At 65.9% G+C, this 22,536-nt stretch carries 18 protein-coding genes; 12 read left to right on the top strand and 6 right to left on the bottom strand.

What is annotated here, in order from left to right:
- The first annotated feature begins 31 nt into the window (after nt 1-31).
- A complete protein-coding gene (ppk2, locus tag W5W_RS0110640; protein WP_017195375.1) occupies nt 32-865 on the top strand; it encodes a polyphosphate kinase 2 in 834 nt (277 codons plus the stop codon).
- Nucleotides 866-1,079: 214 nt separating this feature from the next.
- On the opposite strand, the gene W5W_RS0110635 is transcribed toward ppk2, so the two are convergent.
- The gene (locus tag W5W_RS0110635) at nt 1,080-3,212 is read right to left on the bottom strand and encodes a glucose PTS transporter subunit IIA (protein WP_017195374.1); all 2,133 of its coding nucleotides are present in this window, start codon (nt 3,210-3,212) and stop codon (nt 1,080-1,082) included.
- 388 nt (nt 3,213-3,600) lie between these two features.
- Here W5W_RS0110635 and W5W_RS0110625 point away from each other — a divergent pair, with 388 nt between their 5' ends.
- The 4 genes from W5W_RS0110625 to W5W_RS0110610 all read left to right on the top strand — a co-directional run bounded on the left by W5W_RS0110625 (nt 3,601) and on the right by W5W_RS0110610 (nt 7,704).
- Nucleotides 3,601-4,269: a hypothetical protein gene (locus W5W_RS0110625; protein WP_017195372.1), complete on the top strand. Its 669-nt coding sequence runs from the start codon at nt 3,601-3,603 to the stop codon at nt 4,267-4,269.
- A 196-nt stretch (nt 4,270-4,465) separates the two neighbouring features.
- Complete coding sequence (locus tag W5W_RS0110620; RefSeq protein WP_029574261.1) at nt 4,466-6,124, top strand: ABC-F family ATP-binding cassette domain-containing protein; 1,659 nt, start codon at nt 4,466-4,468, stop codon at nt 6,122-6,124.
- Between the two features lie 177 nt (nt 6,125-6,301).
- Nucleotides 6,302-6,697, top strand: a complete 396-nt coding sequence (locus W5W_RS0110615) for a HesB/IscA family protein (RefSeq protein WP_008733741.1) — start codon at nt 6,302-6,304, stop codon at nt 6,695-6,697.
- A 113-nt stretch (nt 6,698-6,810) separates the two neighbouring features.
- Nucleotides 6,811-7,704, top strand: a complete 894-nt coding sequence (locus W5W_RS0110610; protein ID WP_017195370.1) for an FKBP-type peptidyl-prolyl cis-trans isomerase — start codon at nt 6,811-6,813, stop codon at nt 7,702-7,704.
- 128 nt (nt 7,705-7,832) lie between these two features.
- Here W5W_RS0110610 and W5W_RS0110605 read toward each other — a convergent pair whose 3' ends face one another.
- Nucleotides 7,833-8,456 carry a superoxide dismutase gene (locus W5W_RS0110605; RefSeq protein WP_017195369.1) on the bottom strand — a complete coding sequence of 208 codons (624 nt, stop codon included), beginning with the start codon at nt 8,454-8,456 and terminating at the stop codon, nt 7,833-7,835.
- A gap of 179 nt (nt 8,457-8,635) precedes the next feature.
- Here W5W_RS0110605 and W5W_RS0110600 point away from each other — a divergent pair, with 179 nt between their 5' ends.
- Nucleotides 8,636-9,079, top strand: coding sequence for a response regulator transcription factor (locus W5W_RS0110600; RefSeq protein ID WP_008733782.1), 444 nt, complete (start codon nt 8,636-8,638; stop codon nt 9,077-9,079).
- A 39-nt stretch (nt 9,080-9,118) separates the two neighbouring features.
- Here W5W_RS0110600 and W5W_RS0110595 read toward each other — a convergent pair whose 3' ends face one another.
- Nucleotides 9,119-10,804 (bottom strand): DEDD exonuclease domain-containing protein, encoded by a 1,686-nt coding sequence (locus W5W_RS0110595; protein ID WP_017195368.1) that lies wholly within the window; start codon nt 10,802-10,804, stop codon nt 9,119-9,121.
- A gap of 253 nt (nt 10,805-11,057) precedes the next feature.
- Here W5W_RS0110595 and W5W_RS0110590 point away from each other — a divergent pair, with 253 nt between their 5' ends.
- On the top strand, nt 11,058-11,975 hold the full coding sequence (locus tag W5W_RS0110590) for a lysophospholipid acyltransferase family protein (RefSeq protein WP_008733764.1): 918 nt from the start codon (nt 11,058-11,060) through the stop codon (nt 11,973-11,975).
- A gap of 44 nt (nt 11,976-12,019) precedes the next feature.
- Here the strand turns inward: W5W_RS0110590 and W5W_RS0110585 are convergent, their stop codons facing one another.
- Nucleotides 12,020-12,835 (bottom strand): PaaX domain-containing protein, encoded by an 816-nt coding sequence (locus tag W5W_RS0110585; protein WP_008733786.1) that lies wholly within the window; start codon nt 12,833-12,835, stop codon nt 12,020-12,022.
- Nucleotides 12,836-13,024: 189 nt separating this feature from the next.
- On the opposite strand from W5W_RS0110585, the gene W5W_RS0110580 reads away from it, so the two are divergent.
- The 4 genes from W5W_RS0110580 to W5W_RS0110565 all read left to right on the top strand — a co-directional run bounded on the left by W5W_RS0110580 (nt 13,025) and on the right by W5W_RS0110565 (nt 17,182).
- Entirely contained in the window at nt 13,025-13,762 is a 738-nt protein-coding gene (locus tag W5W_RS0110580; protein WP_008733808.1) for a CPBP family intramembrane glutamic endopeptidase, read from the top strand.
- Between the two features lie 96 nt (nt 13,763-13,858).
- Complete coding sequence (locus tag W5W_RS0110575) at nt 13,859-14,332, top strand: hypothetical protein (RefSeq protein ID WP_017195367.1); 474 nt, start codon at nt 13,859-13,861, stop codon at nt 14,330-14,332.
- A 114-nt stretch (nt 14,333-14,446) separates the two neighbouring features.
- Nucleotides 14,447-15,676, top strand: coding sequence for a pyrophosphate--fructose-6-phosphate 1-phosphotransferase (locus W5W_RS0110570; protein ID WP_008733723.1), 1,230 nt, complete (start codon nt 14,447-14,449; stop codon nt 15,674-15,676).
- A 150-nt stretch (nt 15,677-15,826) separates the two neighbouring features.
- Nucleotides 15,827-17,182 carry a class II 3-deoxy-7-phosphoheptulonate synthase gene (locus tag W5W_RS0110565; protein ID WP_008733737.1) on the top strand — a complete coding sequence of 452 codons (1,356 nt, stop codon included), beginning with the start codon at nt 15,827-15,829 and terminating at the stop codon, nt 17,180-17,182.
- An 87-nt stretch (nt 17,183-17,269) separates the two neighbouring features.
- On the opposite strand, the gene pknB is transcribed toward W5W_RS0110565, so the two are convergent.
- Entirely contained in the window at nt 17,270-19,417 is a 2,148-nt protein-coding gene (gene pknB, locus W5W_RS0110560; protein WP_017195365.1) for a Stk1 family PASTA domain-containing Ser/Thr kinase, read from the bottom strand.
- 86 nt (nt 19,418-19,503) lie between these two features.
- On the bottom strand, nt 19,504-20,661 hold the full coding sequence (locus tag W5W_RS0110555; RefSeq protein WP_029574260.1) for a polyprenyl synthetase family protein: 1,158 nt from the start codon (nt 20,659-20,661) through the stop codon (nt 19,504-19,506).
- A gap of 221 nt (nt 20,662-20,882) precedes the next feature.
- Here W5W_RS0110555 and W5W_RS0110550 point away from each other — a divergent pair, with 221 nt between their 5' ends.
- Complete coding sequence (locus tag W5W_RS0110550) at nt 20,883-22,529, top strand: RNA polymerase sigma factor (RefSeq protein WP_017195363.1); 1,647 nt, start codon at nt 20,883-20,885, stop codon at nt 22,527-22,529.
- Nucleotides 22,530-22,536 lie beyond the last annotated feature (7 nt).

Here is a 22,536-nt window from a genome sequence, read left to right as displayed (position 1 = left end):
AATTGCGGATATGTCGAAGAAGCACCCCAAAATGGATCGCTCCCTGTACGAGACGGAGCTACTGCGGCTGCAAGCCGAATTGGTCGAGATGCAGGAATGGGTCAAGTCCACTGGCGCCCGGGTCGTCGTGGTCTTCGAGGGTCGTGACGCAGCGGGCAAGGGCGGCGCGATCAAGCGGATCACCGAGTATCTCAATCCGCGTATTGCGCGGGTGGTGGCGCTGCCCGCGCCCACTGAGCGCGAACGCACTCAGTGGTATTTTCAACGCTATATAGCGCATTTGCCGGCGGCGGGTGAGATTCGGCTATTCGACCGCTCTTGGTACAACCGCGGCGGTGTCGAGCATGTCATGGGCTACTGCACCGCTGAGGAGCATCGGCGATTCCTGCAGCAGTGCCCCATCTTCGAGCGAATGCTCGTTGATGACGGCATTCTGCTGCGCAAGTACTGGTTCTCTGTGTCCGACAAGGAGCAGTACAAGAGGTTCAAGTCGAGGCTGACCGATCCGATGCGACGCTGGAAGCTGTCGCCCACCGACCTGGAGTCCGTCACCCGCTGGGAGGACTACTCGCGCGCCAAGGATGACATGTTCGTGCATACCGATATCGAGTCTGCGCGTTGGCACGTGGTGGAGTCGGAGGACAAGCGCAAGGCGCGTATCAATGTGATTCATCATCTGCTCGGTTCCATTCCTTACCACCATGTTGAGCGGCCGGAATTGAAGTTCCCGAAGCGTCCGCCGTCAACCGGGTATCAGCGCACCGATCGATCCCTGCAGTTGGAGGTTCCCGACTACGCCGCGACTCTGAGTGCCGGTGAGCCGCCCGAGCGTTATGTGGACGTTGAGGACGAGGGCGTTAACTGAGTTAACTGAAGCCGAACCCTGCTTGTTCGTCTGATCGCGTGCGGGGGAGGGGGCGGGGCGGCGCCGTTCGCCCGTTGCGGGGTGCGCGTCTTCGATACCCGAGTAACCCCGCTATAACGCCGGTTCCCCGGCCCGCGAGCTTACTGCGGGCCGGGGAACCGGCGTTTGTCCCAAGCGGTCTCCCTGAGGGGAGACAGTCGGTCGGCTGCGCGCCTCAGTCCTCAGCTTCTTTAGCTTCCTCAGCGTCCTCGGCCGGGGCGGTGACGCGGATGAGGGGGGTGCCGGTGGTGGTGTCGCCGTCGGCGATGATCTCGACGGAGGCGAACTTGGCGGTGTTGGTGATGAGCACCGGTGTGGTCAGCGGGTAGCCGGCCTCCTCGATGGTGGCGCGGTCGACGCGGACCAGTTCTTGGCCGGCGGTGACGTGGTCGCCCTGCTTGACTTTGACGTCGAAGCCCTTGCCCTCGAGGTTGACGGTGTCCAGGCCGACGTGGATGAGCAGTTCGACTCCGTTGTCCAGGTTGATGCCGAAGGCGTGCCCGGAGTCGGGGGCGACGACGACTGTGCCGTCTGCGGGGGCGGTGACCACGATATCGCCGGTGGGGGTCAGACCTGCGCCCTGGCCGACGGCGCCGGAGGAGAACACCGGGTCGGTGACGTCTTCCAGGGGCATGACCGTTCCGGTCAGCGGAGCGGGCACCTCGGTGACCGCACCCGGCACCAGCGCGGGCTTAACCTCCTCAGCGGGGGCGTCGGCGGTCTGGGCGTCGCCATCCGATGCGGCCTCCTCGCCTGAGGCAGTGGAGGTCTCCAGAGCGAGATCGGCCTCGTTCTCGGCGTTGGTCTTGTCGATCTCGGCGCGCTCCTCCGGGGTGCGGTAGTCCGAGAGGATGACGAGGGTCATCGCCACGATGAAGGAGACGATGACCGAAACGCCGTAGATGACGATCGAGCTCGTGCTATCCGCGCCCGTGGCGTCGCCGTTGAAGGCGGGGATGGTGAGCAACGAGGTGAAGACGAAGGCGTGCGTCGTGACGCCGCCGAAGATGCCCTGGATGATGCCGCCCAGGACGCAGCCCACGAGCATGCGCGGGTAGATGCGCTTGAAGCGCAGGTGAATACCGTAGAGGCTCGGCTCGGAGATGCCGCCGACCAGGCCGGCGAAGAGCGCACCAGTGGCGGTGACGCGCATATCCCTCTCCTTGTGCCGCATGGCAACGATCATGACACCGGCAGTGGCGCCGAAGCAGGCGAAGTTCCAGGCGCCCATGGGGCCCTGAATGAAGTCGTAGCCGTTGTTGTTGATGTTGAGCAGCATGATCGCGTTGATGGGCCAGTGCAGGCCCAGAGGCACCATGAAGGGGTAGATCAGCGGGATGATGATGCAGAAGATGAAGGGCGAGATGTTGTTGATCGCCTGCAGGAGGTTGGCGAGCCAGGCGCCGACGTAGACGCCGATCGGTCCCAGGAGGAAGCTCGTCAACGGAATCATGATGAGCATGGCAAAGAAGGGCACGAAGATCAGCTGGATGTCAGCGGGGATGATCTTCTTGAGCCCCTTCGTCAACGGCCCGAGCACTGCCGCCAGGAGCAGGGGCGGGAAGACCTGCGATCCGTAGTCGAAGATCGTCAGGGGAAGGGCGCCGAAGAGCTTGACAGTCGTGATCTCGGACCCCATGAAGGTCATGCTCGTGGCCTGGTCTACTGTTCCCAGCGCTGCGAATCCGGGCAGCATGGTGACGGCCATGACGGAGAAGCCGACCCAGGGATCCGCTCCGAGCTTCTTCGAGGCGTTGTAGGCCACCATGAGCGGCAGGAAGTAGAAGACCGAGCGCCAGGTGAGGTTGAGGAACGCCCAGCTCGGCGTGAGTGTGACACGCGGGTCCGCCCAGTTGCCGATGATGCCGAGCGTGCCCATCAGCGCCATGAAGGTGATGAAGATCGAGGCTCCCAGCAGCGCGCCGATGAGCGGTCGGAAGGAGTCGGAGAGGAACTCGAAGAAGTTGTCCACCCAGGCGAACTTTCCGCGGATCCCGCCTGCTCGGGCTGCGGCCTTGACGTCGTCGTTGGAGGCGGCCTTGGCACCGATGTCCTTCATCTCCGGCAGCGCCATGATGCTCTCGTACATCGACTGCACGGTGCCGCCGATGATGATCTGGTAGCGCTCACCGGACTGCGGAACCGCACCCATGACACCGGGGATCTTCTCGACGGTGGGGGTGTCGATGGCCGAGGCATCGACGAGCTGGAACCGCAGGCGCGTCGCGCAGTGGGTGAGATGGGTGATGTTCTCCGGGCCGCCGACGGCGGCGAGGATCGCCTCCGGGGCCGAGGTTGTTGTTGTCATCAAGGGCCTTTCGTTGGTCGTGGTGCTCCTCCGCGGCAGTATGAGCGGTACTGCGGTACTAAGGGGAGCTCAGGACCAGGAGTTGGGACCGTCCCAAGCAATTGGGACTGACGCACAGGATAGCGTGATGATTGCAGCGCGTGGTCAGATCGGGCGCTTCGGCCGTCACAGATATCTCCGCAGCTGTCTCCGCATCGTCCATGCACGGGTATCACGAGGGCGTTACCGGGCTCCACAGGCTGGTCGATGATGACTCGGGCGAGGTGCGTTCACAGGTGGTCGGCACAGGAGAGCTCGTCGCGCCCACACTCGGATCAGGCGGTGAGGACGCCGCCGCGGTTGGGAGGGCCGGCCGCATATCGTGAGGAATACCTGAGGAGTCACTGCCATGACGACGACCACTTCTAACGCCGATCAGGACCAATCCCGCTGCGAGGCTGCCGATGCCGGCCCTGCCGCAGCCTCTCCGCCTCGGGAGGACCACTGGGATCAGGAGGATGGGACGGGGCTCTACGGGCCGCGCGGATGGACCGTCAGGGCGGGCGTATGGCGCGAGCTCGCCCGCTGCCGCGACGAACTGCGATCCACCGTCATTCCTGCCGAGTTCGGTCATAATCCGCGTGGCCTCATCACTGAGGAAGGTGCTCCCCAGGAGGACTACACCCCCTACCACGACCTGGGCCCGGGCGTCGCGCGTCGACTGCTGAATATCCTTCCGCCTGCTCAGCTCGACGACCGCCAGAACCTCGCGCCCACCCTGGGCGCTCTCCTTCATGCCTGTGCGGGCGCTGAGGGGCGTGTGCGCCTGTCGGGGTACGCCATCGGCCCTCAGCGCCCCGATGAGCGGATAACCGTTGAGGGTCTGTGGATCGAGGATCGGGACCTGTTGACGGTCGAGATCAGCGACGTCCATGATGAATTCTGCGGGTGCCTGGTCCTATGGGACACGGTCCGCAGCCGCTACGAGTTGAACGCGGAGGCGATGCCCGATGAGATTCGGACCGTGCGCCGTCACTGGAGCCACGGGCCTCTGGGGACCTGGCTCTGGTGGGATTAGAACGTTCTCGAGCAAGTGCAGTACCGGGGGACGTGCTGGAGCGGGCCGGGGCCCTGCAGGCTCGAATGCGGGGTGGGGATGCGGGGGAACTGCGTAACTGCGTGCTGCCGAGGCGGCTCAGGATGTGACCGATCGCTGAGCGCTTCCGGTGGTCGTCAGGCAGGGGATCACCCGGTGCACCCGTACGATGGCGCGCGTGATCAACGTCCAGGACCTCACCATGCGCATTGGCGCTCGACAGCTCGTCGCGGAAGCGACCTTCCAGGTGGGCAAGGGCATGCGCATCGGACTGGTCGGGCGCAATGGAGCCGGAAAAACAACGATGACCAAGCTCCTGGCCGCCGCCTCGGTGGCCCAGGGCTCCGGTCAGGCAGTTGCGGACGCGGATGAGCGTCACGGCCTCGAGGCCGTTGAGCACACGGGGGACATCACCTGCAACGGCTCGGTCGGCTACCTGCCCCAGGACACCAAGGTCGGCGACCTCACTGAAACCGCTCGGGACCGGATTCTGTCAGCCCGGGGCATCGACTCCCTGCTCACACGCATCCGCAAGGCCGAGGAGAGGATCGCCAGCACAGAGGGCGATGCCATGGCCAAGGCCCTGGATCGATATACGCGTCTGGATCATGAGTTCACCATGGCCGGTGGCTACGCCGCCGCCAGTGAAGCCGCTCGGATCGCGTCGGCACTCGGCCTTCCCGACCGGGTGCTGGACCAGGAGATCGGTACGCTCTCGGGAGGCCAACGACGTCGAGTCGAGCTCTCCCGCGTCCTGTTCCAGAAACCGGACACGCTTCTGCTGGACGAGCCCACCAACCACCTCGACCACGATTCGGTCCTGTGGCTGCGCGATCATCTGCGCGCCTACTCCGGGGGCTTCATCGTCATCAGTCACGACGTCGATCTGCTTCGCGACACCGTCAACCAGGTCATGCACCTCGATGCCACCCGCGGGGTCCTCGATGTCTATCGCCTCGGTTGGGACGCCTACCTCAAACAACGCGCCGACGACGAGCATCGGCGTCGACGCGAACGCGCCAACGCCGAGAAGAAGGCCACCGCTTTGCGCGCCCAGGGAGAGAAGATGCGCGCCAAGGCCACGAAGGCGGTAGCGGCCCAGCAGATGCTCAAACGCGCTGATCAACTCATGGCGGGCCTGGAGGCCGAGCAGGCAGTCGAGAAGGTCGCCCACCTCCGCTTCCCCGACCCAGCCCCGTGCGGTAAAACGCCTCTCCGAGCGACTGGGCTGTCAAAGGCCTACGGCTCGCTCGAGGTCTTCGCGGGCGTCGATCTGGCCATCGACCGCGGCAGTCGCGTGGTTGTTCTGGGCCTCAACGGCGCCGGCAAGACCACTCTGCTCCGGCTCCTCGCCGGTGTCGAGGCTCCCGACTCCGGCGAGGTCATCGAGGGCCATGGCCTCAAGATCGGCTACTACGCTCAGGAGCACGAGACCATCGACAACGGTCGCACGGTTGTGGAGAACCTGCGCAGTGCCGCTCCCGGCATGAATGACACCGAGGTGCGCAGCGTCCTGGGCTCCTTCCTGTTCTCCGGCTCTGATGCGGACAAGCCGGCGCACGTTCTGTCCGGCGGTGAGAAGACCCGTCTGGCCCTGGCCATACTGGTCGTCTCCAGTGCCAATGTCCTGCTTCTGGATGAGCCCACCAACAATCTCGATCCGGCCAGTCGCGAAGAGATCCTGCGGGCCCTGGCGACCTTCGCCGGCGCAGTCGTCCTGGTCACCCACGATGAGGGCGCCGTTGAGGCCCTGGAGCCCGACCGTGTGCTTCTGCTTCCCGATGGAGATGAGGATCTGTGGAGTCGGGAGTACCTCGAACTGGTGACTCTCGCCTGACGTGACCGGCTCGAACCGTCGCGGACGCCATCCGCCCGAGACGACTGCCGTCCGCGAAGGTCTGTGGTTGCGAATAGATGGACGAGTAGTGTGGTAGGAACAAGATGTCCCACCGGGGTGTTCGAGACTAGCGAGTTCGCATGAGTGCCCGACCGTCCCCCAATGAGGAGTAAAGACATGGCAGAGACGACCCTGACCGCGACCGATACGACCGCTGAGGCTCCCGAGCACGAGGTCCTGCTCACCGAGACCGCCGCTGCGAAGGTCGCCAGCCTCCTGGTCCAGGAGGGACGAGACGACCTGCGTCTGCGCGTGGCCGTGCAGCCCGGCGGCTGCTCCGGACTGGTCTATCAGCTCTACTTCGATGAGCGGCTGCTCGATGGCGATGCGGTCCGTTCCTTCTCGACCGGTGGCGGTGAGATGGACAGCGTCGAGGTTGTCGTCGACCGCATGAGCGTGCCCTACCTCTCAGGCGCCACCATCGACTTCGCCGACACGATTGAGAAGCAGGGCTTCACTATTGACAACCCCAACGCCGCCGGAACCTGCGCCTGCGGCGAGTCTTTCAACTGACCTGCTAAAAAGGGCCCGCGACTGCTGTTGGCGACGCGGCGCCATTCACCGCCATTCACCGGGTGCCGATGGCGTTCACCGGTACGACAACCATCTGCACCTAAGGAGATCTCGTGCGCCGCACGTCCCTCGCGCTGACCTCGCTCATCCTCGCCGTCGCGCTCGTTGTTCTCGTCGGCTGCTCGGGGAAGAGCGAGAACCTTCCCAAAGTCTCCGGTGACGCCGGAACCGAGCCGACGCTCACCTGGAGCGGGAAGGAGGCTCCCGCAGATCTCACTGTGAAAACCTTGGAGGAGGGGCAGGGCAAGGAGGTCTCCGCCGACGACCTCGTGGCCGTTTCGTACGCGGGCTGGAAGTGGAACTCGGACAAGACCTTCGACTCCTCCTACGCCAGGGGCGTTCCGGTACTGTTCCCGCTCTCCGGCGTCATCGAGGGATGGAGCCAGGGGCTTCCCGGGCACAAGGTGGGCGACCGCCTGGAGATGGCGATCCCTGCCGCCCAGGCCTACGGCGACACCCCTGCAAAGGACAAGCCCTCGGGGCCGCTCGTCTTCATCATCGAGATCAAGTACGCGGGTACCTTCGAGGAACTGGCGGCCGGGACCGCCGACGCAGTGCCCGAGGGTGATCAGACTGCGGCCGACCGGGGCGTGAGCGTCACCGGCGCCCTCGGCGCCGAGCCCTCGGTCGAGATCGGCCCCGACGCCGCCGAGCCGACTGAGACCGAGGTGATCGTCCTGGCGCGGGGTGCGGGAGAGCCGATCACCGAGGATTCGATGCTGCTGACCAATACGGCCTTCGCCTCCTGGGACGGCTCTGCATCCGGATCCTCGTGGGGCCAGCAGCAGCCACAGATCATTCCCATGTTCTCGGCGCCCAACCTCGCCGGTCTCGTGGGCGTGCCGGTGGGCTCCCGCGTCATGGTCCTGGCCCCGGCGGGTACCGACCAGAAGGGGCAATCGGTGCCCCCTTCAGCCCATGTGATGGACATCGACGCGGCCTTATGATGCCCGTTCGCCCGGGCCTGCCGTCAGGCTTCCTGTGAGAAAACCGCCCCGCAACCACACGGTTGCGGGGCGGATCTACTGCAGCAGGGCGGGTCGCCGGCGGCCGAGGCGGTGGGCCGTCAGCGCACTCAGCGCACGATGAGTCCCTCGGCGCGGGCCACCGCCGCCTGCAGGCGCTCCGAGACGTCCTGCCAGTTGACGATGTTCCAAATGGCCTTGACGTAGTCGGCCTTGACGTTGAGGTAGTCCAGGTAGAAGGCGTGCTCCCACATGTCCACCATGAACAGCGGGATGGTGCCCACCGGCACGTTGCCCTGCTGGTCGAAGAGCTGGAAGACCACGAGCTTGCCGGAGATGGAGTCGTAGGCCAGCACCGCCCAGCCCGAGCCCTGGATGCCCAGGGCGGTGGCGGTGAAGTGGGCCTGGAACTTCTCGAAGGAGCCGAAGGAGTCCTTGATGGCCTCGGCGAGCTCTCCCTCGGGCTGGCCTCCGCCATTGGGGGAGAGGTTCTTCCAGAACACGGAGTGGTTGGTGTGGCCGCCCAGATTGAAGGCGAGGTTCTTCTCCCACAGGTTGACCGCGCCGAGGTCCCCCGCGTCGCGGGCGGCGGTCAGTGCCTCCAGGGCGGCGTTGGCCCCGGCGACGTAGGCGGCGTGGTGCTTGTCGTGGTGGAGCTCCATGATCCGCCCGGAGATGTGCGGCTCAAGGGCGGCGTAGTCGTAGGGGAGCTCGGGAAGCGTGTACACGGCCATGATGGATGCCTTTCATGGGTCGGTCGTGAGCGGTCGCGGGTCCGTTGCGCAGACGGTCATATAGACGTCTCTCGTCTTCATGGACAAGATTTATTGTATGCGCTGATCTTTGGGTCGGACAGGTGCGGGCCTGTGATTACACTGACCGCAGAAACACTCCGCCTATCATGGAGGACAGTATGACCGACCAGGTCGCGAACGCCCGCCTCGAGCTTCTCGTCTTCTCCGACGATGTCACGGTGCGCCGCCAAGTGAAGGAAGGTGTCGGCCGGCGTCCTGCCAAGGGGCTGCCGCTGGTGAAGTGGACGGAGGCCGCTACAGCCGAAGGCGTGCGCATGGCTGTCAAGGATCGGGCTCAGGAGGGCGCAGCTCCCTTCGACGCCCTGATTCTGGATGCCGAGACTAAGAAGCTCGGCGGTATGGGACTGGCGCACGAGCTGTTCACAGAGCTCGACAAGCGTCCGCCCGTGGTTCTCCTCACCGCTCGTCCGCAGGACGACTGGCTTGCCGCCTGGTCCAAGGCCGAAGTCGTCGTGCCGCGCCCACTCGATCCGATGGCTCTCCAGGAGGGGGTCGCCAAGGCGCTTCGGTCACGGCCCGGCACAGTCGTTCCTGCCGGCTGAATCGCTAGAGCCGATCCAGTTCTGATCCAGTCATTCAATCTAGTGCTGCCTGATGACCCGGTGGTGCCGGGCCGCCGCGCCGATGGGCCAGCTCAGCACGGCGCAGTCGTCTCGCTTGCCCGGGCCTGCATGGTCGGTATCGTCGGATCTATCGGTGCTATCAGTGCTATCGACCTCCACCAGACGTGCTCCGGCCTCCAGCACCCAATCCGCCAGCAGTAGCGTCTCCTCGACGCTGGTCGCCGCCCCCACGCGCGCGGGTCGCTCCACCACCTGTGCCGTCGCCCGCAGCATGGCGACGGCTGGGCGGGGATCCGCGCCCGGAGGCGTGGTCATGCTCCCCGCCAGCCGTCCCCAGCGCACGGCGACCAACTCCCAGCCGCCGCCCGCTCGCCGTCGCGCCGCGATGAGATGCGGGCAGGTCAACAAGGGACGCGCTCTCTCAGCCCGGTGAGCCCCCAGCAGGAGGGAGCGCAGGCGAGAGGTCCACATTCCGGCCTCTTCATAGCGCTCCTGGTCCGCCAGGGCTGTCACGCGCTCCAGTAACGGTACGGCGATGAGATCCACCTGCCCTGATAGGGAGCGCAACGCGGTGGCGGCATCGGCGGGCGCATCGTTGCGGGCTACTGCTTTCATATTCCGTCCGTCCCAGGCGCGCAGCCGCAGCACGGACTCCGCGGCGCGTATCGCCTCCCGTGCTGCGGATCGCGATGGGAACGGTCCGATGGCGGTGAGTACCTCGTCGCTCGGCAGCGTTGTCGTCGTTGCCAGATGGGGCTCGGGTGAGTTCACCAGATGGATCCAGGGTTGCCGGTGCGGTGCTCTGGAGCGTCTGTTCGTTGGAGGGGAGAGTTCGGCGATGAGCCGCAGCTCGCGCACCCTGGCCTCGATCTCGGTCGCCGTCTCGATGGTCCGGACTGCGGCAGCTGCGTCGAGCATGCGTGCGATCGCCGTTCGCTTCTCGGCCGCGGTGAAGTAGGAGCGCACACGGCGGTGCAGATTGACGGCTGAGCCGACGTAGAGGACTTGGCCGGCGCGGGAGAGGAACTGGTAGACGCCGCAGCCGGTGGGCAGGCCGTCGGCCATCCGGCTCTTGGCCCGGCGCCGCGCAGGCACCGCATCGGCGGCGGTCGCCAGATCCTCCATGTGGGTGACTCCCAGTGGAGCCAGAGCCTCCAGGACGGCGTGCAGGACATCGACTGTGGCCCGTGCGTCGTCCAGGGCGCGGTGAGTCGGTCTTGTGGGCGAGCCCACGAAAGATGCCAGGGTCCCCAGCCGGTGGTTGGGCACCTCCGAACGGCTCCAGGCCTTGCGCGCCAGGGCGAGGGTGTCCACGACGCGCGGTTCCTGCCATGGCAGTGTCAACTCCTGGGCGGCGCAGCGCAGGTGGCCGATGTCGAAGCGCGCGTTGTGCGCCACCAGGATCGTCCCCGGACCGGACCAGTGCGCCCATTCGAAGAAGGACGTCAGGGCCTCGTCGACCGGCGGGGCATCGACCACCATGGCGTTCGTGATCCCTGTCAGGACGGTGATCTGTGCGGGGATGGCGGCGCCGGGGTTGACCAAGGTGGAGAACTCGCCGTCGATGACGCCGCCGCGCACGCGCACGGCGCCGATCTCGGTGATTGCGTGGGCGCCCGGTGCGCCACCGGTGGTCTCCAGATCGACCGCGATGAAGGTCACCTCTCGCAGAGGCGTGCCCATATCGTCGAAGGAGGCCTGCATTCCTGCGGGAGGATCGCAGGTCGACAGGCCCGACGGACCTGATGTGCCCGGGAGACGGCGTCCGACCGGCCTCTGCGAGGGCGCGGCCGACGGAGCCCCCGATTCGCCGTTCGGAGACCTGACAGGTGCATGGTCGGCCACAGTGCGAGGCTAGACTTCACCAAGGCGCCGATCCAACCGCATCCGTGCTCCCCGCGCGGACACGGCTGGACCTGGTGGAGAGCCCAGCCAGTTGCCGAGCACAGGAGGTCCCGTGGGGTACCGAGGCATCAAAACCGCTGTCGGGCCCGCGCTGGAGATCCTTTACCAGCCGTGGATCCGGGGGGAGGAGAACATCCCGGTCGAGGGGGCTGCGATTCTCGCTTCCAACCACCTGGCCGTGATCGACTCCTTCTTCCTGCCGCTGCTGGTGGACCGTGAGGTTGCTTTCATCGGCAAATCCGACTACTTCACCGGTAAGGGCGCAAAGGGTTGGGTCGTGAAGAACTTCATGACCGCCGTCGGCACCATTCCTGTGGATCGCTCCGGAGGGCAGGCATCGCAGGCCGCACTGCAGGCGGGAATCGATCGATTGAATTCCGGGGAGCTCTTCGGTATCTATCCCGAGGGCACCCGCAGCCCCGACGGCCGTCTCTACCGAGGCAAGACCGGGGTGGCGCGCATCGCGCTGGCCACAGGGGCCCCGGTCATTCCGGTGGCCATGATCGGCTCGAACCTGGCTCAGCCCATTGGTCAGGCCATCCCCTCCACACGGCACCGGGTCGGTATCGTTGTTGGCGAGCCGCTCGATTTCTCTCGGTACAAGGGGCTGGAGAACGACCGCTTCGTGCTTCGCTCCATCACCGATGAGATCATGTACTCCCTGATGAGCCTGTCCGGTCAGGAGTATGTCGACCTATATGCCGCTGACGTGAAGAAGGCCATGGACGCCGAGAAGAGGTCCGCGGACGAGGTTGTCCGCCAGATGCTCGAGGCTCAAGCGCTCAGGCGCCCGGCGGCGGCGCCCGTGTCCGCCCCCGGTGGTCGCCCCGCCCCGGATGTGGCGGTTCCCGAGCCTCCCGATGAGGACGGCGACGGCGATCCTGCGGAAGTCCCAGATGTTGGTGATATCAACGACGGTACTGACAGTACCGACGGTGACGGTGGCGATGCCGGGGCGGGCAGACGATAGTGAGCCACGGCTGATTCTCAGAGCTCTCAGAGGGCTCAGGGGGCTCAGGGGCTTTGGTGGTCGGCCAGCAGTCGGGCTGCGGCCTGCTCTCCCGATACTATGATCGGGCCCTCCATCTCGGCGGTGATCCGGGCCAGGACATCATGCGGGTAGTCCTCCGGGAAGAGCTCCATGGGAAGGTTCGGCAACATGCCCCATAGGTAGGTGGTGTTGCTGAGTATCTCGTGCGTCGCCACCACTCGGGTCAGGAGAGCCGGTCGCGAGGTGTCTGAGGTGTCCAGATCGCGGTAGCGGGCCTTGATGTCTTCCAGGTGCGAGGCCAGGTGTCGGATCTGCTGTGCCGCCTCGTCCAGCGGCCATGCGCTGGCGGCGAGCTCTCTGGCAGTGCTGAGGTCGACGTCGAGGCGTCCTGTGGAGCAGTCGGTGCGGTCGGCCCAGATGCCTGGCGGTTGTATGCCCAGCAGGACTCCGGGACGGGGCGAGGCCCAGCCTTCATCGAACGCGGCCGCGCGCAGGGCGTCGCGCTCCGGCCGGCGGGCCTCGGGGATGTTGTAGATGGCGATGTGGAAGTGTCCGTTCCAGCTCGGCCGTCCATCGAAGCCCCGCCGGACCGTACGGTAGCGCCGCAAGAGAGTGCCGTTCAAGGAGTAGAGGGTCTGCCTGCCGTGGCGGTGGGAGGCGAGCCGTCCGTCGGCCACCGCTCGGGCCAGGTAGGAGCGTGCGCCCGAGATGCTCATGCCCAGGGCGCCGAAGACCTCGATGAGAAAGGGGCCGGGCAGTTCCTCGACTCCGCACAGACCGCACAGGAAGGCGATGGTGCTGCGATCAACGGCGGAGGAGCGGCGCTGGCGTGGAGTCATAACCTCATCCTCCGCCCGCGTCGTCGAACTTCGGGGCGCCACGCAGAGTTCGGCGACGTCGTGGGGCCTGACGGGGTCGAGCAGGCGTCGCGGGTATTTCCGTGATGTCTGTTGAGGGGAGTGCTCCGACAGGATAAAGTTACGACTCATTCTCAAAACGAAACGTGAAAAGAGTGCGTAATGACAAGAATGACGAAGAAGCAGCGATCGTCCGATCATCTTCGCGTCTCCGGTGAGTCGCGTCCGCCCTTGAGCCGGGCCGCTGCGTGGCGCGAGGTGGGGCTGACCATCGGAGTGCTCTGGAGCGTCCTCGGCGCCGCCTGCTTCTTCGTGGGGGCGCAATGGGTCTATGACGAGTGGGGGACGAGCCTCAACGGCGCCCTCGTGCTCGATGTGCTCTTCCTCGTGGGCTGCCTCGTGGTCATCGGCTTCGTCCGCTGGCGTCAGAGCAGGCGGGGAGAAGGCTTCGCCGAACTCGGCTGGGGGCGCCCCGCCCGCACACCGATGCTCATCATTGCCGTCATCTATGGGTTGGCCTGGACAGCGATGGCCTATGCCCGAGGCGGAGACCCGCTGGCCTGGTCCTGGCAGCGGCCGATCATGATGGCCATCGGCCTCGTCCTGGCCTTCGGTGAGGAGATCGCGGTGCGCGGGCTCATCTTGGACCGGCTGGAGCGCTGCGGCTCATCCAGACTCCTCCAGGTCGTGATCACCGCTGCAGTCATGGGCGTGTACCACGGCGTGGTCGGGCACCACATCTGGCCCTCCTACATGCTCTCCTCCTTCATCCTGTTCGGCGTTCTCTCGATCTTCTACGTCTATGGCGGTCGCAGCCTCACACCGGTCTACGTCGCCCACGCCATGACCCATTTCCTGGGCGACCCCGCCCTCATGCGGGGAATCCTCTACGGAGTCGCGGGCGGATGACCCGGCTCTCCGGACCCTGAGTGCCGATCGGATGCTTCTTCAGGGCCGCGAAGCACCATGAAGCGCTGCACCGCTGGTGCATTAGAATCAAGTGCGATGAATCTCCCCAACGTCCTCTACGCCCTCAACGCCGTCTACACCGGTGTACTGGCGGGCTTCATGATCTCCTACGTGGTGACCATGGGGTCCTTCTTCACTCATGTGCTGAGCCATGGTCGACGTCAGGAGCTTCAGCAGATACTGCTGCCCTTCAACCGCGATACGCGCGTGAGTACCACCTATGCCATCTGGGTTCTCGGTCAGGTCGTGGTGGCCGCCGTGTCGCTGGCCCTCAATGCGGGGCGTCTGCCGCTGGCCGCGCAGATCTTCGCCGTCGCCGCCATGCCCCTGTGGTTCGCAGTTCACGTCGTCTCCGGGTTCGCGCGTGCCGAGCGCCTGGCCGAGGGCGGTTCCGAGGACGTGCCCGAGCAGGAGATCAAGCGCTTCGTCCGTCTTAACCTGCCCATTCACAGCGGCTATGCCGCCGTGTACGTCGTGGCCGATCTGTGGCTGCTGGCTGGATTGCTGTAGGCCGTTGGCCCGAGTCCTCACAGCTGCTCATCCGGGGTGTCCATCCGGTTCTGCCCGCGCTGCCGCCCCGCTAGGATGAGCCCGTCACACCCCGCCTCCTACGAAAGGCAAACGATGTCGATCCGTCGCGTCGCCCTGCTCACCGCGGGCGGTTTCGCCCCCTGTCTGTCCGCCGCCGTCGGCGACCTCATCGAGCGCTACACCGAGGTCGCTCCCGAGGTCGAGATCATCGCCTACCAGTACGGCTACCACGGCCTGCTCACCGGCAACTACATCGTCATCGACGACGAGGCCCGTAAGAACGCCGGCATCCTGCGCGACTTCGGCGGTTCCCCGATCGGCAACTCCCGTGTCAAGCTCACCAATGCCAAGAACCTCGTCGAGCGCGGCCTGGTGGCCGAGGGCGTCAACCCCCTTGAGTTCGCGGCCGAGCAGCTGCGCAAGGACGGCGTCGACGTCCTGCACACCATCGGCGGGGACGACACCAACACCACCGCCGCCGACCTGGCCGCCTACCTGCATGAGAACGACTACGAGTTGACGGTCGTCGGCCTGCCCAAGACCATCGACAACGACGTGGTGCCCATCCGTCAGTCCCTGGGCGCCTGGACCGCCGCCGACGAGGGCGCTGGCTTCGCCTTCAACGTCATCGGCGAGCACCGCTCCAACCCCCGCATGCTCATCGTGCACGAGTGCATGGGCCGCAACTGCGGCTACCTCACCGCCGAGACGGCTCGCCGCTACCACGAGCTGCTCAAGACCAAGGACTGGGCCCCCTCCCTCGGCCTGACCAAGGAGCGCTGGGACGTCCACGCCGTCTTCCTGCCCGAGATGAAGCTGGACCTGGCCGCCGAGGCCAAGCGTCTCAAGGCACTGATGGACGAGCAGGGCAACGTCAACATCTTCCTGTCCGAGGGTGCCGGCGTCCCCGAGATCATCGCGGAGTTGGAAGCGGCCGGTCAGGAGGTCCAGCGCGATCCCTTCGGTCACGTCAAACTCGACACCATCAACCCCGGCCAGTGGTTCGCCAAGCAGTTCGCCGAGCTCATCGGCGCCGAGAAGGTCATGGTCCAGAAGTCCGGCTACTACTCGCGCGCAGCCCACGCCAACGCCGAGGACCTGGCCCTCATCAAGAAGATGTGCGACCTGGCCGTCGACTGCGCTCTGCGCGGCGAATCCGGCGTCATCGGCCAGGATGAGGACAACGGTGACGTGCTCGCGGCGATCGCCTTCCCGCGCATCGCCGGCGGCAAGCCCTTCGACATCACCCAGGACTGGTTCACCGCGCTCATGGCCGACCTGGGCCAGAGCGTGGAGCCCGCGGAGGCCGGCGCCGAGCACTGAGGCCTTATCAGAAGCCCTACCGACCAAGTCTTACCGGAGGCCGGCGAATCGTATCCGCTGAGCGGGCCGAGCGCCGTTCGTCTTATCCGGGCCTCTCCGGGGCTGGTGGCACCGCGCACGTGGTGCCACCAGCCCCGGTTCTCTGCCTCTATGCTGGCCCGCGTGATGAACGAGTTGACCGCCCCCCGTACCGCTGCCAGTTGGCGTCGCCGTCCTGCCGCCCAGCAGCCGGCCTATCCCGATGAGGCCGTATTGCGGGCAGTGAGTGCGGACCTGCGCGCCCGACCTCCGCTCGTCTTCGCCGGCGAAGTCGATTCCCTGCGCGCCCAGATGGCGGCCGCCAGCCAGGGCCGGGCCTTCGTGCTCATGGGAGGCGATTGCGCCGAGTCCTTCGCCGACAACACGGCTGACAACATCCGCCTCAAGCTTCAGACCATTCTGCAGATGGCCGCCGTACTCACCTATGGCGCCTCCACCCCCGTGGTCAAGATGGGGCGCATGGCCGGCCAGTACGCCAAACCCCGCAGTTCGGACGTCGAGACGCGCGATGGCGTCACCCTGCCCGCCTATCGCGGGGATTCGGTCAATAGCCACGCTTTCACCCGGGACGCCCGTATTCCCGATCCTCATCGCATGCTCGACGCTTATCTGCGGGCCGGCACCACTCTCAACCTCATCCGCTCCTTCACTATGGGCGGGTACGCGGATCTGAGAGAGGTCCACTCCTGGAACCGCGGTTTCACAGCCAATCCGACTTACGCGCGTTTCGAGTCCTTCGCCGAGGAGATCGACCGCGCCATGCGGTTCATGGAGGCCGCCGGGGTCGATTTCGAGGCGCTTCGACAGGTTGACTTCTACGCCGCTCACGAGGCCCTGCTCCTTGAGTACGAGGACGCCATGATCCGGGAGGACTCGCGCTCAGGGCGTCTGTACGACACCTCCGCCCATTTCCTGTGGGTGGGGGAGCGCACGCGTGGGGCGGAGGACGCCCATGTCGCCCTCCTGGAGGGCGTCCATAACCCGATCGGTGTCAAGGTGGGGCCGACGACGACTCCCGACGAGCTCCTGGCGCTCGTCGACCACCTCAACCCGAACGGTGATGCCGGCCGTCTGATGCTCATCACCCGCATGGGCGCCGACCGGATTCGCGCAGCCCTACCCGCACTCATCGAAGCCATCACGGCAGACGGCCGCCCGGTCACCTGGGTCACCGATCCCATGCACGGCAACACCATCACCTCCGACAATGGCTACAAGACCCGCCGTTTCGACACCGTCATGGACGAGCTCCGCGGCTTCTTCGAGGTCCACCGTGCGCTGGGGACGGTGCCCGGCGGGATTCACGTCGAACTCACCGGCGATGACGTCACCGAGGTCCTCGGCGGAGGGGAGCACATCGACGAGGCCGCCCTGGCCAGGCGCTACGAGACGCTCGTCGACCCACGCCTGAACCATCAGCAGTCCTTGGAAATGGCCTTCGAGGTCGCCGAGATGCTGCGCCGTTGATTCTTGTTACCCCTTGTGCGGCCTGTGGCTTTCACGGTCGGCGGTTCGGTGGGGGAGTGGTCTTGCGATACGCCTGGAGCCCCGAGCTCAGAAGATGTTGATCTTGATGCTGGAACCTGCTTTGACGCTGGTGCCGGCAGCCGGATCGGTTGACCGAGCGGTGCCGAAGGGGCCGCCGAGGCGCTTGTTGATCTCCGCCTTGAGCCCCAGATCCTCCAGGGCCTTCTTGGCCTCCTCCTCGCTCTTCCCATTGACATCTGGAACCGTGACATTCTCCGGTCCCTTCGAGACGGTCACGGCGACAGAATCCCCGTTGTAAACACCGTTCGCGCCGGCTGCCGGGTTGGAGGAGACGACCGTGCCCAAGGCCGCGGAGTCGGAGAACGCCTGCGTCTGCGTGCCGAGCTTGAGACCCGCGGCCTCCAGAGTAGTTCTGGCCTGATCGACGTTCATACCGGTCACGTCGGGCACGGTCGCGGTCTGGCGCCCTCTGGAGACGACGATCGCCACCGCTGAGGAGTGGGCGACGCTCGTCCCCGCCGCGGGGTCGGAGGAGACGACTTGCCCCGAGGCCACGGAGCTGGAGTACTCCTGGGTGATCGCTCCCAGAGTCAGACCGGCGTCCGTGATGGCCTTGGTCGCGTCCTCCTGAGTCTTGCCCACGACATCGGGGACCTTCTTCTGCTCAACACCGCGGGAGACCACGGCGGTGACCTCCTGATTGAGGCGCGCGCTGTCGCCCGGGCTCGGCTCGCAGGAGATGACCGAACCATCGGGAACCGTGTCGGAGAAATCGCGCGTGGGCGCCGCCCAGATCAGTCCCGCATCCTCCACGGCTCTCTGGGCCTCCTCGGAGGTCTTGCCGACGATCTCGGGAACAGGAACGGACCGCCCGGGCCCCTTGAGAACGTACCAGGCGTAGCAGCCGCCGCCTCCCAGGAGCACGGCTGCGGCTCCGCCGAGGACCGCGCGACGTCGGACCCGGCGGATGCCCTTGCGTGGAACCGCAGCCGTGACCTGGTCGTCGGCATGCAGCAGCTCCTCGCGCGCCAGGTGCTGGGTGTGGCCGTCACCGATTTCCTGGGCGCCCGGCCCGATCGATCCGATCGGGAGCGACACCGTGCGCAGTCCCGCCCCTGGCGTCGTCTCGGAGTCCCTGTTGTCAGCGTTGTCAGTGCCGTCGGCGTTGTGAGTGCTGTCAGGGTTGTCGGCACTGACAGCACCGACAGCACTGTGGATGCTGTGTGCGTCGTCGGCGTCGGGTTTGTCAGGGTTGCCGATCTCCTCGGGGGACTGGGCTCCCATGGCGGTGCGCGCCGCCTCGGCGTTGGCGGCGAGGACATCCTGGGTGCGCACCGAGCCGGCTCCGCCCCCGCGTTTGATCAGCAGCTGGTCCTCGGACAGGGACGCGGCCGTTTTGCGCAGGAGGGCCAATGCCTCGTCTGCGTGCTGAGGGCGCTGCTTCGGGTCGCGCCGCGTCATGGCGGATACGAGTTCGTCCACGTCGGCGGGCAGGTCCGGGGCCAGGGCCGAGGGCGGGGGAATGTCCTCGTGGACGTTGCGGAAGGCGATTTGGATGGGGGAGTCGGCGATGAACGGCTGCTCGCCGGTGAGCAGTTCATAGATGATGACGCCTACGGAGAACACGTCTGCGCAGGGGCTGGAGGAGCCCGCGGTGATCAGCTCGGGAGCGAGATAGGCCACCGTTCCCAGGACATTGCCCGTGGTGGTCTGCGTCACTTCAGTAACGGCCCGGGCCAGTCCGAAGTCGGCGACCTTCGCGACTGAGCCGTCCGCCGGGAGTAGAACATTCTCGGGCTTGATGTCGCGATGAACCAGTCCCGCGCGGTGCGCGGCGCCCAGCGGACGCAGGATCTGAGCGGTCAGTCCCAGGGCCTCGCGTACCGACAAGGGGCCGGCCGCCATGAGATCGCGCAGATTCGGTCCCTCGACGTATTCCATGATCAGGTAGGCGACGCCCTCGAGACTGCCCTGGTCGTAAACCGCGACCACTCCCGGATTCGACAGGCGCGCCGCGGCGCGGGCCTCTCGTCGGAATCGGGCGACGAAGTCGGGGGAGTCGGCCAGGTGGGCATGCATGAGCTTGAGCCCGACGACGCGGTCGAGCCGGCGATCGTATGCCCGGTAGACGGTTGCCATTCCGCCACGCGCCACAAGGTCGACGATCTCGTAGCGAGAGTCGACCAGGCGACCGGTGAGGGGATCCTTGACCACAACCAGATTCTACGGCGCAGATCGGACACGGTAGACCGACTGGCGGGCCGGCTCCGCGTGAAGTGACCTCTTTCGAGGATTGAGCCTCAGGCGTTGCGCGCTGTCAGGGCCTGGGACAGAGCCAGAAGATCAGTGCGACCGGCCTCGTCGAGCGCCTCCAGGGGAATAGTGCCCAGAGCGCTGATGCCGGCCTGGGTGTGGGTCAGGATCTTCTCCTCGTGCGCGGCCAGGGCACCGCAGTCGCGGATCAGATCGGCTGCGGCGGCGATCAGACTGGGAGAGGCATCTTGATTCGCCAGAACACGGGATAGCAGGGCCCGGCCGCTTTGGGTTGTCCGTTGCCATGCCATGGCCAGCAGGACCGTCCGCTTGCCCTCGCGCAGGTCATCACCCGCCGGTTTGCCGGTCAGATCGGGGTCTCCGTAGACGCCGAGAACGTCGTCGCGCAGCTGGAATGCGATGCCGATCTCCTCGCCGAACACCCGCAGTGCCGCGTAGAGAGAGCTGTCCGTCGTGACGCCTCCCAGAAGCGCGCCGATGAGCAGCGGGTGCATGACCGAGTAGCGGGCGGACTTGTGCCGCACCACGGCCAGCGCCGAGTCGAGCATCGCCTGCCCTGCGGCAGCGGCATCAACCTCGGGGGCGGGAAGGGCGCTCACCTCGCTGCGCACATCAAGGAACTGTCCGACGGCGACTTCCGCGGTCATGGCGTCGAAGGCATCGCGGACGGACGCGGCTTGGGCACTCTCGGCGAGCGGTCTGACGGCGGCGCCCATCTCGGCACTGGCGAGCGACATGAGCAGGTCGCCCAGCAGCACTGCCGCGCTGTTCCCGTAGGTTGTCGCGTCACCGCGCCAGCCCGAAGAGGCGTGCTGGGCGGTGTATTGGCGATGCGCCGTGGGCAGTCCGCGACGGGTGAAGGCCGCATCGATGACATCGTCGTGAACCAAGGCGCTGGCCTGATAGAACTCGAGCGCCGCTCCGAGGTGAGAGGCGGTGGTGCCAGTCATGAGCCGGTTCCGCTTATGCGGTTGCGCACCGGGCGTGCCCAGCGCGAGACCGACGGCGCCGAGCACTGCACGCATCCGCTTGCCCGAGGATACGAGAGCATCGGCCGTATCGAACAGTTCGTCGGAGGCGGGGCTCAAGTCGGCCCATCGGCCTCGATGAGTGTCTATCACCTGAACGAGCCTGATGCCGACAGCGGCGCGCACCGCCCGAAGGGAAGGGGAGAGACCATTCATGGTGATCAGCGTAACTGGGCGGAGCCCGGCCGAACCCGGCCGAGCTCGGCGGAGCTGCGGGCGGGGTCCCTGATGCCGCTGCGATGGCGGTGGGAATAAACGCTATAGTTGGAGGGTTGCCTGCTGCGTCGGCCACCAACGTGCGCCAGCGTGTCAGTGCGTCACCGACCCGACCGGCGCTCGCCCCATCCTGATCAGTCCGCCCACGCGAAAGGAACTCCGTGCCTTCTTCCACAGCTACGCGGAAGCGCTCACAGCGCGCTGATGACATTGACGAGACTCCCGAGGACAGCGATGATCTCGATTTCGACGATCTCGATGACGACACCGAGGACGACGACTACGAGGACGAGGACTCGGATGACGTCGATGACACGGAGGAGGGTGAGGACGGCGTCACTGCCGATGAGCCGGATGACTCTGAAGCGCAGGATGACGATGAGCCTCTTCCCGAGCTGCGGGACTACTACCTCGATGTGAGCCTGAAGGAGAACGGCGACGGCACCAAGCGCAATCCCTTCAACACCGCTGCGGCTCTCAAGGGCGTCAGGCTCGCACCTGGCGCAACCCTCTACGTGCGCAGCCGCACCACCGTCGAGGGGCTCGAACTGGCGGGCAATGGCACGCTTGAGGAGCCGATCACCCTGGCCCCCTACGGCCATGGTCCTGTGCCCCGCTTCGTGATCCCCGAGGAGGAGCATCCTGTTGTCGCCCGCGAGTTCCTGACGAGCAACGGCTTCATCTTCCGCGGCTGGATCATCAAGGGCATCAAGATGCAGCCCTCCATCGCGGCCCTGACCGGCGAACTCGATCGCATCAGACGTGAGCAGGCCGAGAAGGCGGCGGGCAAGAGATCCGGGAGGAAGTCCCGTTCTGACAAGGACAAGGACGGCTCCTTCACGGTCTCCGACTCCGACGAGGCCGATGAGCCGGCGCAGAAGGTGGTGACCGCCGGGGCCACCGCGGATCCGGTCAAGGACTACCTCAAGCAGATCGGCAAGGTGGCGCTGCTCAACGCCGCCCAGGAGGTCGAGCTCGCCAAGCGCATTGAGGCCGGCCTGTACGCCGAGCACTTGCTGGGGGCGCAGGGCAATGACCTTGAGGCCAAATACCGCCGTGAGCTGCACTGGATCGCCCAGGACGGCCAGCGCGCCAAGAATCACCTGCTAGAGGCCAACCTGCGCCTGGTGGTCTCGCTGGCCAAGCGCTACACGGGGCGCGGCATGCTCTTCCTCGACCTCATTCAAGAGGGCAACCTGGGCCTGATCCGCGCGGTGGAGAAGTTCGACTACACCAAGGGCTACAAGTTCTCGACCTATGCCACCTGGTGGATCCGTCAGGCCATCACCCGGGCCATGGCGGACCAGGCCCGTACGATTCGTATTCCCGTCCACATGGTCGAGGTCATCAACAAGTTGGCGCGTGTGCAGCGTCAGATGCTCCAGGACCTGGGCCGTGAACCCACGCCGGAAGAGCTGGCAGTCGAACTGGACATGACTCCGGAGAAGGTCGTCGAGGTCCAGAAGTACGGACGCGAGCCGATTTCTCTGCACACACCCCTGGGCGAGGATGGCGATTCCGAGTTCGGCGACCTCATCGAGGACTCCGAAGCCGTTGTTCCGGCGGATGCCGTGAGCTTCACGCTTCTGCAGGAGCAGCTGCACGCCGTGCTCGATACGCTCTCGGAGCGCGAGGCGGGCGTCGTCTCGATGCGCTTCGGCTTGACTGACGGCCAGCCCAAGACACTGGACGAGATCGGCAAGGTCTATGGGGTGACTCGCGAACGCATCCGCCAGATCGAGTCCAAGACCATGTCCAAACTGCGCCACCCCTCTCGCAGCCAGGTACTGCGCGACTATCTGGACTGACTGGACT

This window comes from Actinomyces massiliensis 4401292 (genome assembly GCF_000269805.1).
Taxonomy (GTDB): Bacteria; Actinomycetota; Actinomycetes; order Actinomycetales; family Actinomycetaceae; genus Actinomyces; species Actinomyces massiliensis.
Note: the sequence above shows the minus strand (reverse complement) of the source record. Positions and strands in the feature narration are given on the sequence as shown.

Excerpts from the sequence above, each read along its gene's own strand:
- W5W_RS0110605 (WP_017195369.1), bottom strand. The coding sequence starts at position 8,456 with ATGGCCGTGTACACGCTTCCCGAGCTCCCCTACGACTACGCCGCCCTT.
- W5W_RS0110570 (WP_008733723.1), top strand. The coding sequence starts at position 14,447 with ATGTCGATCCGTCGCGTCGCCCTGCTCACCGCGGGCGGTTTCGCCCCC.
- W5W_RS0110555 (WP_029574260.1), bottom strand. The coding sequence starts at position 20,661 with ATGAATGGTCTCTCCCCTTCCCTTCGGGCGGTGCGCGCCGCTGTCGGC.
- W5W_RS0110615 (WP_008733741.1), top strand. The coding sequence starts at position 6,302 with ATGGCAGAGACGACCCTGACCGCGACCGATACGACCGCTGAGGCTCCC.
- W5W_RS0110585 (WP_008733786.1), bottom strand. The coding sequence starts at position 12,835 with ATGACTCCACGCCAGCGCCGCTCCTCCGCCGTTGATCGCAGCACCATC.
- W5W_RS0110625 (WP_017195372.1), top strand. The coding sequence starts at position 3,601 with ATGACGACGACCACTTCTAACGCCGATCAGGACCAATCCCGCTGCGAG.
- W5W_RS0110565 (WP_008733737.1), top strand. The coding sequence starts at position 15,827 with ATGCTGGCCCGCGTGATGAACGAGTTGACCGCCCCCCGTACCGCTGCC.
- W5W_RS0110580 (WP_008733808.1), top strand. The coding sequence starts at position 13,025 with ATGACGAAGAAGCAGCGATCGTCCGATCATCTTCGCGTCTCCGGTGAG.
- ppk2 (WP_017195375.1), top strand. The coding sequence starts at position 32 with ATGGATCGCTCCCTGTACGAGACGGAGCTACTGCGGCTGCAAGCCGAA.
- W5W_RS0110595 (WP_017195368.1), bottom strand. The coding sequence starts at position 10,804 with ATGCAGGCCTCCTTCGACGATATGGGCACGCCTCTGCGAGAGGTGACC.
- W5W_RS0110575 (WP_017195367.1), top strand. The coding sequence starts at position 13,859 with ATGAATCTCCCCAACGTCCTCTACGCCCTCAACGCCGTCTACACCGGT.
- W5W_RS0110635 (WP_017195374.1), bottom strand. The coding sequence starts at position 3,212 with ATGACAACAACAACCTCGGCCCCGGAGGCGATCCTCGCCGCCGTCGGC.
- W5W_RS0110600 (WP_008733782.1), top strand. The coding sequence starts at position 8,636 with ATGACCGACCAGGTCGCGAACGCCCGCCTCGAGCTTCTCGTCTTCTCC.